Origin of the sequence: Sphingopyxis sp. (genome assembly GCF_036402335.1) — a bacterium.
In the GTDB taxonomy this organism is placed as follows: domain Bacteria; phylum Pseudomonadota; class Alphaproteobacteria; order Sphingomonadales; family Sphingomonadaceae; genus Sphingopyxis.
In genome coordinates, this window is the sequence record NZ_DASWTD010000433.1 from 1 (window position 1) to 12,291 (window position 12,291).

Sequence of the window (12,291 nt, forward strand, 5' to 3'; positions counted from 1 at the left end):
AACGGCGGCCCGGCAGGGCAGGTGAGGGCGGTGCCGCGATGGCGCCGCCCTTGTCCTATGCGCGGGCCGTGCCTATACAGATTGCAGAAGAACGACACGGCTGCATATTGCAGGAAAGGCCCGCATGTCCGGTAACATCGATCTCGAAGCATTGTGCCACGAAAAGGGACTGCGTATCACCGAGCAGCGCCGCATCATTGCGCGCGTGATCTCGGATTCGGAGGATCATCCCGACGTCGAGACGCTCTATGAGCGCGCGTCCAAGCTCGACAGCGGTATCTCGATCGCGACCGTTTACCGCACCGTCCGTCTGTTCGAAGAAGCCGGCATTCTCGATCGCCACGATTTTGGCGACGGTCGCTCGCGCTACGAAGCCGCGCCCGAGGCGCATCACGACCATCTGATCGATGTCGAAACGGGCAAGGTGATCGAATTCGTCGATCCCGAGCTCGAGGCGTTGCAGAAGGTGATCGCCGAACGGCTTGGCTTCCGCCTCGTCGACCACCGCATGGAGCTTTACGGTGTCGCCATCGATCGCAAGCGCGACTGATCGCAGCGCGATTACCTGGCGGACGGTCGCCCGTCTCGCCCTGATGGTGCTGGCGCTCCTTTTCCTGATCGTCCCGCATCTCTTCTATCGCGCCGTCGGTCGCCCGTCGCCGATGGTCATGGCATTTATGAACGCGGCGGGCTGGATCGCCGGTCTGCGGATCCGGACGACGGGGACGCGGCTCCGGCGCAATGTGCTGTTCGTGTCGAACCATGTCAGCTGGCTCGACATCCTCGCATTGGGCGGCGCGGCACGCTCGGCCTTTGTGTCGAAGGCCGAGGTCGGGACCACGCCGCTCGTCGGCTGGCTCGCCGACCAGAACCATACCGTCTATGTCCAGCGCGAGGCGCGACGCGAGATTCACAACCAGGCGAACGACCTGCGCAACGCACTCGCGCGCGGCCGTCCGGTGACGCTGTTTCCCGAGGGCACGACGGGACCGGGCGACGGCCTGCTGCCTTTCCGCGCCTCGCTGTTCCAGGCGGTGATTCCGACCCCGCCGAACCTACGCGTACAGCCGGTGTTCCTCGATTACGGACATGAGGCGAACGATATCGCGTGGCTCGATCCCGAATCCGGGCTCGGCAATTTCAAGCGGCTGCTCGCACGCAAGCGTCCGGTTCATCTGACGATCCACTATCTCGACCCGCTCCCCGACATCGTCGAAGGCGACCGCAAGCTGCTCGCCGAGGCGGCGCGCGCGACGATTGCGGCGGAAATTGCGCGGTCTTCCGCCCGCGCGTCGCTTCGCCTATAGCGCGCCGATGAAATCCGACTCTCCCAAGACCTTCCACGTCAAATCCTTCGGCTGCCAGATGAACGTCTATGACGGCGAGCGCATGGCCGAGATGCTGGGCGCCGAAGGCTATGTCGCCGCCGCCGATGGCGCCGACGCCGATCTTGTCGTGCTCAACACCTGCCACATCCGCGAAAAGGCGGCCGAAAAGGTCTATTCGGACATCGGCCGGCTGAAGCGCGCCGACGGTAGCACGCCGACGATCGCGGTCGCGGGCTGCGTCGCGCAGGCGGAGGGCGCCGAGATCGCGCGCCGCGCGCCTTCTGTCGATGTCGTCGTCGGGCCCCAAGCCTATCACCGTCTGCCCGATCTGATTGCGCGCGCCGAAAAGGGCGAGAAGGCGATCGACCTCGACATGCCGCTCGAAAGCAAGTTCGGCGCGCTGCCGAAGCGCGCCGGCGGCCAGCGCCCGACCGCCTTCCTGACCGTGCAGGAAGGCTGCGACAAATTCTGCACTTACTGCGTCGTGCCCTACACCCGCGGCGCCGAGATCAGCCGGCCCTTCGTGGACCTCATCGCCGAGGCGCGTGCGCTCGTCGCCGGCGGCGTCCGCGAAATCACCTTGCTCGGCCAGAACGTCAACGCGTGGGACGGCGAGGATGACAAGGGCCGGGCGATCGGCCTCGACGGACTGATCCGCGAACTCGCGCGCGAGGACGGGCTCGAACGCATCCGCTACACCACCAGTCACCCCAACGACATGACCGACGGGCTGATCGCCGCGCATGGCGAGGTCGACAAGCTCATGCCCTTCCTCCACCTGCCGGTGCAGGCCGGCAGCGATCGCATTCTCGCGGCGATGAACCGCAGCCACAGCGTCGAGAGTTATCTGAAGGTCATCGAGCGTGTTCGTGCGGTTCGCCCCGACATCGCGATCTCGGGCGACTTCATCGTCGGTTTCCCCGGCGAGACCGACGCCGATTTCGAAGCGACGCTCGATATCGTCCGCGCGACTAATTACGCGATGGCGTACAGCTTCAAATATTCGCGCCGCCCGGGCACTCCCGCCGCAACGATGGAGGGCCAGATCGACGAAGCGGTATTGAACGACCGTCTCCAGCGCCTGCAGGCGTTGCTCAACGAACAGCAGCAAGCATTCAACGAAGCCAGCCTCGGCCGCACGACGCGCCTGCTCCTCGAACGCAAGGGCAAGCTCGACGGCCAACTGATCGGTAAATCGCCGTGGCTCCAGTCGGTGCATGTCAGCGCGCCGGGGCTCAAGATCGGCGACATGGTCGATGTGCGGATTACCTCCGCCGGCCCGAACAGCCTCGGCGCCGATGCGTTGATGGAAGAAGCCGCCTAGTGCCAGCGACGGAAGCTGTCTCCGCGAAGACACACTCCGTCTCCTTCCGTCGTATTCCAGCCTGCAAGTGATGGACTCCCGTCTTCGCGGGAGTACAGTCCTGTTCTCGATCGAAGGAGCCCTGCCCATATGTCCAAACGCCCGCTGACCGCCTCCGCCCCCGCCGAACCCGGCGACCGCGTCCGGTTGACGGCGGAATTCGAGCGAACGCAGCTGTTGGGCATCTTGTTTGGCGAATTCGACCGCAACCTCGTCGCGATCGAGAACCGCCTCGGCGTCTATATTTCGGCGCGTGGCAACCGCGTGCAGATCGAGGGGGAGGCCGAGGCCGCGGCGCGCGCCCGTGACGTGCTCGTCGATCTCTACAATCGTATCGAGCAGGGGCAGGAGGTCGATGCCGGCATGGTCGACGGCGTGATCGCGATGTCGGCGCAGCCTACGCTCGCGGGAATCATTCGCCACGACAAGGATGAAGCGCCGCCGATCATGATCCGGACGCGCAAAAAGACGATTGTCCCGCGCGCGCCGTCGCAGGTTCCCTATATGCAGGCGCTCGCGCGCGACGACGTGATTTTCGCGCTCGGTCCGGCGGGCACCGGCAAGACCTATCTGGCCGTCGCGCAAGCCGTGGCGCAGCTCATCACCGGCAGCGTCCAGCGCCTGATCCTCTCGCGTCCGGCGGTCGAAGCGGGCGAAAAGCTCGGCTTCCTTCCCGGCGACATGAAGGAAAAGGTCGATCCCTATCTGCGCCCGCTCTACGACGCGCTCCACGACTGCCTGCCCGCCGAACAGGTCGAGCGCCGCATCGCGAGCGGGGAGATCGAGATCGCGCCGCTCGCCTTCATGCGCGGGCGCACGCTCGCCGATGCCTTCATCATCCTCGACGAGGCGCAGAATACGACGATCCCGCAGATGAAGATGTTCCTCACCCGCTTCGGCATGAACAGCCGGATGGTGATTTGCGGTGACCCCAAGCAGGTCGACTTGCCGATCCCGGCAACTTCGGGTCTCGCCGACGCGGTCGGCCGGCTCGAAGGGCTGGAGGGGATCAACGTCAGCTATTTCACCAGCGCCGACGTCGTGCGCCACCCGATCGTCGGGCGGATCGTCGACGCCTATGAGGGGCCGGGTAGCTAAGGCCCGCCGTCAGCCCGCCTTTCGCCCGAACATTCGCCTGACGCCGAAGCCGGTCGGTTGCGCCGGCGGGGGCGCTCCCGGCTGCGAGTTTCGCGCGCGCACCTCGAACCGGCCGCCGATGCCTTCGGCCATCGCGCGCTTCGCCTGCCATTCGTCGATCAGCTCCTGGCGTTCGCTCGTGGCGGCAGGCATCAGGTCGGCGGGCGGCGAGCGATCGTCGAATACGCGCTCGCGCGGGACATAGCTCTCCGCCTGAAAACCATATTCGCGGTGAAGCAAGGGCTCGAGCTCGTAAAGCGCCACATCGTCGTCGCTCGCGGAAATGTGGCGAACGCGGTACGATACGCTGTGATCTTCGGGTCCGAAGGTGTCGTTGTCAGGAATGATATAGCCGTTCGAGGTCGTCGCGACGCGCAGGAAGGCAAGGATCGTCTCGAAATTCGCGGCCCACGGCAATTCGCTCGGCTCGATACGGATTTCGCGGTCGATGAAATGGCCGGCACCGAAGGTGCGAATGCCTGCGAGTGCCTTGCCGTTCGGTCCTTCCCCGCCGCTATAAAGATAGGGGTGGACATAGAGCGGCCCCGGCGCGCTGCCCGCGGCAAGCGCGTCGAACATCTCCCCAGGGATCAACTGGTCGCTCTGCGTCCAGTGGACGACGCTCGCCGGAACTTCGTCCATCGCGAGGCGTGACAGCAGCGCGCAGGCTTCCAGCCGGCGGATGAACTGCGGCAGCGTCGCGCCCGGTTTCTGATAACCGATCTGCGCCAGCATCCGGTCGATGTCGGGCGTCGACGGGATCGTGCCCTCCGATACGCCGATCAGGATATGCGATTTGTGCCGCATCAGCCGCTCGCCCATTTCGGGACAATAGAGGCGCGTGATCGCCGAACTCATCGCCGGCTTGAACACTTCGGCCTTGGCCGGTGCCGCCACATATTCGAGTGTGACCATCAACTCGCCGCCGCCGAACAGGCGATAAAAGACCCCGGGTCTCGCTTCGACCAGATTATAGCCCACGCCCGTGCGCGCGGTCTCGATCTGCACAAAGCTGCGCATCACGGCTTCGAGATGGCGGACGGGTGCGTCGAACAGCAGCGCCGACTGGATATCATGAGGGAAGGGCATGGCGGGCTCGCGGTGGTTGGTCGATGCCCGCTTATCGCGCGCCCGACTTGAACTTTGGTTAATATCTGCGCCCCAGCCGGCCGGGCGGGTCCGCCCGATTTGCCCTCATAATACGCAAACGATTCTCAATAGCATAATGCTTGACCCCTTGCTTCTGCGCGCCTAGAGCGCCGCTATTGCGAATCAATCGCAATCTATAAGGGGAAGACATTTGATCACGCAGCCTTCGTTGTCCGCCACCCGCCTTGCCGCAGGTACCGCGCTGGGCCTTGTGCTCGCCGCTGTTGCTCCGCCGGCCTTTGCGCAGGACAATGACGGCGACTATTGGGCCGCCCGCAAGAACCAGATCGTCGTCACCGCGACGCGCACCGCCGTCCGGGCGGAGGATGTGCCCGTCACCGTGACCGTCAAGACCGACGAGCAGATCGCCGACGAACTCGTCACCGACATCCGCGACCTCGTCCGCTTCGAACCCGGCGTCAGCGTCCAGCGCCAGCCCGCGCGCTTCGGTGCCGCGCTCGGCGCCACCGGCCGTGCCGGCAACGACAGCTTCAATATCCGGGGCATCGGCGGCAACCGTGTGCTGATCCAGGTCGATGGCGTCCGCGTTCCCGACGGCTTCAGTTTCGGCGCGCAGGCATCGGGGCGCGGCGACTATGTCGACCTCGGTCTCGTCAAATCGGTCGAGATCCTGCGCGGTCCGTCGTCGGCGCTCTATGGCAGCGACGGCCTAGCCGGCGCGGTCAGCTTCATTACGTCCGACCCGTCGGACTTCCTCGAGCCGGGCAAGAATGTCGGCGGCCTCCTCCGTGCCGGTTACAGCAGCGCCGACGAGGAGTTCAGCGAGACCGCGATTCTCGCGGGCCGCAGCGGCGACTGGTCGGTCATGGCGGCCTATACCCGCCGCGATTACAAGGAACTGGAAAATCAGGGCAGCCTCGGGGACGAAAACGGCACCGGCGCCACCCGAACGCGTGCCAATCCGCAGGACGGCCGCTCGGACGCCGCGCTGGCGCGCATCGTCTACGATCCCGCAAACGGCCACAAGCTGCGCCTGACCGGCGAGTATCTCGACACGCGCCTCTATACCAACGCGCTGAGCGGCTTGGGACCGAACGGCCTTGGCGCGACCGTCGACCGGCTCGAAGGTTTCGATACGGGAGAACGCAAGCGCGTCTCGTTCGACTGGAGTTGGGAAGGCGAGGGGGCGATCGATTTCGCGCGCGTCGCGCTTTACTGGCAGGATGGCGAGGACCGGCAATATACCGAGGAAGATCGCACGCCATCGCTCGATCGCACGCGTCTCAACACCTTCGAAAACCGCGTTTTCGGCGCATCGGCCGATGCACGCGCCGATTTCACGACCGGCGCGATCACGCACCGCCTCGTCTTCGGTGGCGACATCAGCAAGACGCGTCAGCGTGGCCTGCGCGGCGGCACCGTTCCGCCGGCGGGCGAAACCTACCCGACCCGCGCGTTCCCGAGCACCGATTTCACCCGCGCGGGGCTTTTTGTCGGCGACGAAATCGCGATCGCCGACGGGCGTCTGCTGCTCTATCCGGCGCTGCGCTTCGACTGGTTCGACCTGTCGCCCGACAATGACCCGCTGCTTCCGGCCTTCCGGGGTGCCAAGCAGGACGGTTCGCGCGTCTCGCCGAAGTTCGGTGCGGTGTGGAAAGTCACCGATCAGGTCCGGCTGTTCGCCAATTATGCGACCGGCTTCAAGGCGCCCGAACCGGGACAGGTGAACCAGTTCTTCGAAAATCTGACCTCGCCCTTCTTCTCGTATCGTACGCTCCCGAACCCCGATCTCGGCCCCGAACGCAGCGAGAGCTTCGAAGGCGGCGTGCGCTTTTCCAGCGACGCGATCAGCCTCGACGTCACCGGTTTTTCGGCGCGGTACAAGGATTTCATCAGCCAGGAAGAGGTCGGTGGAAGCGGGTCGATCGCCGACCCCATCCTCTATCAATTCGTGAATCTCGATCGCGTCCGGGTCAAAGGGGCCGAGGCGCGGTTCGAGGGGCGAGCGTCGTCCGGCCTGTATACGACGCTCGCCCTATCCTATGCGAAAGGCGACATCATCGATCCCGAGGGTGTCCGCTCGCCGCTCGACTCGATCGATCCGCTGAAGCTTGTCGCCGGGGTCGGCTACCGCGAGCGCGAAGGGCGCTTCGGCGGCCAGATCGTCATGACGCACGCCGGCCGCAAGGAAGCGTCGCGCACGACGGGGCTCTGCACCCCCGAATGCTTCCGTCCCGACGCCTTCACCATCCTCGATGCGACCGCCTTTGCGCGTATAACCGATGGGCTGACCCTGCGCGTCGGCGTCTTCAACATCCTCGACAAGAAATACAGTTGGTGGAGCGACGTGGGCAGGCTCGCGATGACGCGGGTGCCGCCGCCGGTCGGCTCGCCCCCCGGGACGCCGCCGACATTGGCCATTCCCGCGAGCGCTGACGCCTACACCCAGCCCGGCCGCAACGCGAGCGTGTCGCTGAGCTTCCGTTTCTAGAATAACGAAAAGGACTGCATCGATGAAAAATTATCATAGGCTCGCCGCCAGCCTGTTGCTGATCACCGCCGCACTGCCCGTCATAGCTTCGGCCCACCCGCCGATCGCGGCTGAAGCCGCCGCCGCCAATTTCGAACAGGACCGCGCCGACATCCTCGCGATGGCGGGCAATTACCGCGTCAGCTTCAACATGCAGGAATCGACGCGCTGGGATCCGGCCTATGAAGTCCTCGAACCGAAGCGTTCGGGCGGCAACGAGGTCGTGCGCGTGATCGAGGATACGGGCCGCAAGATCAGCCTGCAGCATATGCTCGTCATCACCGGCGACGACGACAAGAGCATGATCATCAAGCATTGGCGGCAGGACTGGGAATATGAGCCCGCCAAGCTGCTCGTCTATTCCGATCGCAACGCGTGGACGTGGGAAGACGTCCCCGAGCGGATGCGCACCGGCCGCTGGTCGCAGACGGTCTGGCAGGTCGACGACAGCCCGCGTTACGGCGGGTGGGGTCAGTTCGAAACGCAGGGCGGCGTCCGCCGCTGGCGCTCGAACTGGACGTGGCGCCCGCTGGCGCGCCGCGATGCCGTGCGGAACCCGGTGTATGACCGCTATCTCTCGATCAACCGCCACCAGCCGTCGCCCGATGGCTGGGTCCATTGGCAGGACAATACCAAGATGGGCACCAAGGACGGCAAGCTGGTGCCGATCGTCCAGGAATATGTCCTCAACACCTATATCAAATATGACCAGTATGACGTGAAGGCGGCCGACGATTATTGGGCCGCGACCAAGGATTATTGGGCAGCGGTGCGCGCCGAGTGGGACCGTGTCGCGACGACCAAGGGCGGCATTGCCATCGACGAAAAAGCCGACACCGGCACCGTGATCAGCGGCCGCCTGCTCGAAATGGCCGACGAGGTTCAGGGCGGGAAGCTGACCACCGCCAAGGCGATCGCCGAGGCGAAGAAGCTGATCGAGGCGAATACGCGGAAGCTTTGATGATCTTCACCATGTGAAGCCCGGAACTGCGGGCGGCCCCGCAAGCGCCGCCCGCGCTTTTGCGGGAAAAGGGGTGTCAGTCCTTCCCGCCGCGCCGGTTATGCCGTAGCAGGCTGTCGCGCAGCCGGACGACCGATTGCTGCACCGGAAAGAAATCGTCCCCGAGCTCCGTTGCATCATACAGGATGCGGCCGGGGTCTCTGGCCAGCACTTCGCGGCCAGCGGGGAGCAGGCTCACCCGGACTTGCCGTTCGTCCGCGGGATTGCGGCGACGCGTCACAAAACCCATCGATTCCAGTTTTTTCAGGATCGGGGTCAGCGTGTTCGATTCCAGGAACAGGCGCTCGCCCAGCTCGCCCACGGTCTGTTCGTTTTCCTCGGCGAGCGCGACCATCGCGATATATTGCGTATAGGTCAGGTCGAATTCATCGAGAATCGGCTTGTATGCGCGGCCGAACGCCAGATTTGCCGAATAGATGGCAAAGCACAGAAAGTCCGAGAGCGATCGGTCCTCGACGGGCGCGGGGGTGGGAGGGGGCATCCTGGTCTCCATATCGGAACGGTATTGTCTATATATATCGTATGCGATTAAATCGCAATGGCACAAGAATCGCGTGCGCGACGACGCCGCTCGCGGGGGGTGACATCATTTGCTAACCGGCGCATGCCAAGCTTCGTCCAATGGTGTAATGGACGCAAGATGCCCTTTCAAAGCCAAGAGGATAGCAGCCAATCGATCGCGTCGTGGCAGTCCACCGCGGCATGCCTCCAAGCCGTCCTCTTGCCGCTCGTCTTCGTCATCCTGCATGGCGCCCTGCTGCTCGCCAGCGGCCGGCATGCCTGGCTCGTCTCGCTCATCTTCCTCACCGCCGCGCCGCTGATGGCCGGTACGGCCTGTCTCTATCGCGCGCGGCGGGACGGCTATGTGCGCGGCTGGATCGCGCTTGCGGTCGCAATGCTGCTCTGGGCGGGCGGCATGGCCGGCAACCTCTACGCGGGCCTGGTGCTCGACAGCTGGTCGGGTGTCGGCGCGCTCAGCATGTTGCTGTTCATCCTTTACGGCGTCCCGATCATCCTCGTCCTCGCCGTCCCCGAGCACGAACATTGGCTGGTGCGCCTGATCGATGCGGGGCTGGCGCTCGGTCTCGGCTATCTGTTCTTCCGTCACACCTTTGCTTTCGCCACCATGGCGGATGCAAGCCCCGAAAATGTCGGCCGCCTGCGGTCGATGTTCGATATCGAAAACCTGTTCATCGTGCTGTTTGCGCTGATCCGGTTTCACGCCAGCGCCGATCCCGCGCAACGTCGCTTCTTCGGCAGCCTCGCCATTTATGCCATATTGTATCTCGCGACCGCGGCCTTCATCAATCACCTGCATTCGGACGTCTATTACGGGCAATGGCCCGACATCGCGATCGGGCTGCCGTTCCTGATGCTCGGCGGGCTCGCGCTGGCCGATGCGGGGGCGGGAGACGCGGCCTCGCGCGCATCGCTCTCGTTCGAACAGGCAGTGCGGGTGGGCGGTCCGCTGATGCTGCCGGCAATGCTTCTGATCGTGTCGGCGGTGCTGGTCCGCTCGAGCCCGGTCCATGCCATCGCGGGCTGCGCTGCGGCGATCCTCGGCTATGGCTTTCGCAATATCTTCGTACAGATCCGCAGCCTGAACGCGCACGACCAGCTCGAGCGCCTGACGCTCGTCGATGCGCTGACCGGTCTTGCGAACCGGCGCCAGTTCGACGCCAGCCTGCGCCGCGAATGGCTGCGCGCGCATCGTACGGGGGAGGGGCTGGCCCTGCTGATGATCGACGTCGATCATTTCAAGCTGCTCAACGACAGTTTTGGCCATCCGGTCGGCGACCGGCGGCTGCACGATGTCGCACAGGCGCTCGCGGCGTGCGCGACACGCGCATCGGACATTGTCGCGCGCTACGGCGGCGAGGAATTCGCGGTGATCCTGCCTGCGGTAACGCCCTCGCAGGCGATGCTGCTCGCCGAAACGATGCGCGGTACGGTCGAACGGCTCGACCTCCGGTCACCGGCGCCGCTTGGCCATGTGACCGTCAGCATCGGCATCGGTCATATCGACCATGTCGCGGACGGCGACGTCGCGGCGCTGATTGCCGCTGCCGATGCGGCGCTCTACGAGGCAAAGCAGTGCGGTCGCAACCGGACGATGGCGCATCCGGCCGCCACGGAATGATGCGCTATTTCTTCGTCGCACCCTCGACGCTCCAGATTCCGGCGCCGCGGGTCGCGATGAACAGGAAGATGAAGCAATAGAGGATGATCGTCTCGCCGCCGTTGACGATCGGATAAAGCCCTTGAGGCGCGTGTGCGGTCCAGTAACCGACGGCCGACATGCCGCTGGCGACGAACGCTGCGGGGCGGGTGAACAGGCCGACGACGATCAGGCCGCCGGCGATCAGCTCGATCGTCCCCGCCGCCTGCAGCATCGGGTTCAGTGGCATCGGAAAGGCGACGGGGAAGTTGAAGAATTTCTGCACGCCATGCGCAATGAACAACAGGCCCGCAACGATGCGCAGCAGAGCATAGGCCTGCTCGCCGAAACCATCGAGAAACTTCATGGATTTTCCCCTCCTGCCGAAAGATGGGGTGATGCTAGTGCAGCTTTATGGCCGGTCAAAGCGCATTATGGGAAACGGTGTGTTTCCAGAGTTTTGGTTGGCTTCGCCGGGAAAAAAGTCATCCGCTTTAAAAAAAGATCATGCTGCATGTCACATCCGCGAGCGGGGTCTCGTCATATCGGCACAACCCGCAAAGGAGACATGACATGACCAAGGTAACCGATCCCTACGCCGCCGCGCCGCAGTTGATGAAACAGTGGATGGCCGCAAGCCTTGCGGCAGAAAAGAGCCTCGAGGCGAGCCTGATCGAACTGGTGAAAATCCGCTCGTCGATCCTCAATGGCTGCGCCAACTGCATCAACATGCACACCGTCGAAGCCCGTGCGAAGGGTGAGAGCGAACAGCGCATCTATCTGCTCGCCGCCTGGCACGAAGCCCCCGTCTACACCGACCGCGAGCGTGCCGCGCTCGCATGGACCGATGCCTTGACCACCCTGTCCGCAGGGCACACACAGAAGGTGGCGAAGGACGCGCTCGAAGCTCATTTCACCCCGGAGGAACAGGTGAACCTGACCGTCATGATCAACGTCATCAACGGCTGGAACCGGATCGCGGTCGGTTTCGACCTGTGGTACGAAAACGGCGCACTGAAGGCGGCCTGATGACCCCGGAAGGCATCCCGGGCGCGGTGGATGCGGCGGACGCGGCGACGAGTTTCGACCCGCTGCGTCCGCTCCTCACCCGCGTCGCGTATCGCATGCTCGGCTCGGTTGCCGATGCCGAGGATGTGGTGCAGGATGCCTTCATTCGCTGGCTCGGTACCGACCGCAGCGCAGTGCGCGAGCCTGCGGCCTTTCTCCGCCGCACCGTGACGCGGCTCTGCCTCGACCAGATCAAGTCGGCGCGAAACCGGCGCGAGACCTATGTTGGTCCGTGGCTTCCCGACCCGCTGGTCGAGGAGGAGGAGGAGGATGACGTCACGCTGCCGCTGATGCTCGCGCTCGAACGCCTGTCACCACTCGAGCGGGCCGCCTTCCTGCTCCACGACGTCTTCGGCGTCGGGTTCGAAGAGGTGGCGACGACGATCGACCGCGACCCTGCGGCGACGCGCCAGCTCGCGGCGCGCGCGCGTACCCATGTTCGCGACGCCCGCCCGCGCTACAAGCTCGAAAAGGAGCGGGGGCTCCAGATCGCCGACGCCTTTTTCGCTGCCTCGCGCAGCGGCGACATGCGCGCGCTCGGCGCGCTACTTGCCGCGGACGTTGGCATGTGGGCCG

General features: G+C 64.7%; 13 protein-coding genes. 10 read left to right on the plus strand and 3 right to left on the minus strand.

Annotation, left to right across the window (positions count from 1 at the left end; all coding sequences use genetic code 11):
- Positions 1-124 precede the first annotated feature (124 nt).
- The 4 genes from VGD20_RS13980 (at position 125) to VGD20_RS13995 (ending at position 3,789) form a co-directional block, all read left to right on the plus strand.
- The gene (locus tag VGD20_RS13980) at positions 125-550 is read left to right on the plus strand and encodes a Fur family transcriptional regulator (protein ID WP_039575806.1); all 426 of its coding nucleotides are present in this window, start codon (positions 125-127) and stop codon (positions 548-550) included.
- The gene (locus VGD20_RS13985) at positions 522-1,307 is read left to right on the plus strand and encodes a lysophospholipid acyltransferase family protein (protein ID WP_331135033.1); all 786 of its coding nucleotides are present in this window, start codon (positions 522-524) and stop codon (positions 1,305-1,307) included. The genes VGD20_RS13980 and VGD20_RS13985 overlap by 29 nt, the downstream gene beginning before the upstream one ends.
- 7 nt (positions 1,308-1,314) lie before the next feature.
- On the plus strand, positions 1,315-2,652 hold the full coding sequence (gene miaB, locus VGD20_RS13990) for a tRNA (N6-isopentenyl adenosine(37)-C2)-methylthiotransferase MiaB (protein WP_331135034.1): 1,338 nt from the start codon (positions 1,315-1,317) through the stop codon (positions 2,650-2,652).
- Between the two features lie 129 nt (positions 2,653-2,781).
- Positions 2,782-3,789 (plus strand): PhoH family protein, encoded by a 1,008-nt coding sequence (locus tag VGD20_RS13995; protein ID WP_331135035.1) that lies wholly within the window; start codon positions 2,782-2,784, stop codon positions 3,787-3,789.
- A gap of 9 nt (positions 3,790-3,798) precedes the next feature.
- On the opposite strand, the gene VGD20_RS14000 is transcribed toward VGD20_RS13995, so the two are convergent.
- Positions 3,799-4,917 carry a hypothetical protein gene (locus tag VGD20_RS14000; RefSeq protein ID WP_331135036.1) on the minus strand — a complete coding sequence of 373 codons (1,119 nt, stop codon included), beginning with the start codon at positions 4,915-4,917 and terminating at the stop codon, positions 3,799-3,801.
- A 211-nt stretch (positions 4,918-5,128) separates the two neighbouring features.
- Here VGD20_RS14000 and VGD20_RS14005 point away from each other — a divergent pair, with 211 nt between their 5' ends.
- Positions 5,129-7,429 carry a TonB-dependent hemoglobin/transferrin/lactoferrin family receptor gene (locus tag VGD20_RS14005; protein ID WP_331135037.1) on the plus strand — a complete coding sequence of 767 codons (2,301 nt, stop codon included), beginning with the start codon at positions 5,129-5,131 and terminating at the stop codon, positions 7,427-7,429.
- A gap of 22 nt (positions 7,430-7,451) precedes the next feature.
- Positions 7,452-8,429 (plus strand): DUF6607 family protein, encoded by a 978-nt coding sequence (locus VGD20_RS14010; protein WP_331135038.1) that lies wholly within the window; start codon positions 7,452-7,454, stop codon positions 8,427-8,429.
- 76 nt (positions 8,430-8,505) lie between these two features.
- Here VGD20_RS14010 and VGD20_RS14015 read toward each other — a convergent pair whose 3' ends face one another.
- Positions 8,506-8,970 carry a MarR family transcriptional regulator gene (locus VGD20_RS14015; protein WP_331135039.1) on the minus strand — a complete coding sequence of 155 codons (465 nt, stop codon included), beginning with the start codon at positions 8,968-8,970 and terminating at the stop codon, positions 8,506-8,508.
- Positions 8,971-9,129: 159 nt separating this feature from the next.
- On the opposite strand from VGD20_RS14015, the gene VGD20_RS14020 reads away from it, so the two are divergent.
- On the plus strand, positions 9,130-10,629 hold the full coding sequence (locus VGD20_RS14020; RefSeq protein ID WP_331135040.1) for a GGDEF domain-containing protein: 1,500 nt from the start codon (positions 9,130-9,132) through the stop codon (positions 10,627-10,629).
- Between the two features lie 4 nt (positions 10,630-10,633).
- Here VGD20_RS14020 and VGD20_RS14025 read toward each other — a convergent pair whose 3' ends face one another.
- A complete protein-coding gene (locus VGD20_RS14025; RefSeq protein ID WP_331135041.1) occupies positions 10,634-11,014 on the minus strand; it encodes a DoxX family protein in 381 nt (126 codons plus the stop codon).
- On the opposite strand from VGD20_RS14025, the gene VGD20_RS14030 reads away from it, so the two are divergent.
- From VGD20_RS14030 to sigJ, 3 genes are all read left to right on the plus strand, one after another.
- Complete coding sequence (locus VGD20_RS14030) at positions 11,013-11,219, plus strand: hypothetical protein (RefSeq protein ID WP_331135042.1); 207 nt, start codon at positions 11,013-11,015, stop codon at positions 11,217-11,219. The genes VGD20_RS14025 and VGD20_RS14030 overlap by 2 nt on opposite strands.
- Position 11,220: 1 nt before the next feature.
- Positions 11,221-11,676, plus strand: coding sequence for a carboxymuconolactone decarboxylase family protein (locus VGD20_RS14035; protein ID WP_331135043.1), 456 nt, complete (start codon positions 11,221-11,223; stop codon positions 11,674-11,676).
- Positions 11,676-12,291, plus strand: a 616-nt coding sequence (sigJ, locus tag VGD20_RS14040; RefSeq protein WP_331135044.1) for an RNA polymerase sigma factor SigJ, incomplete at its 3' end; no start/stop codon positions are given. The genes VGD20_RS14035 and sigJ, both read left to right, overlap by 1 nt.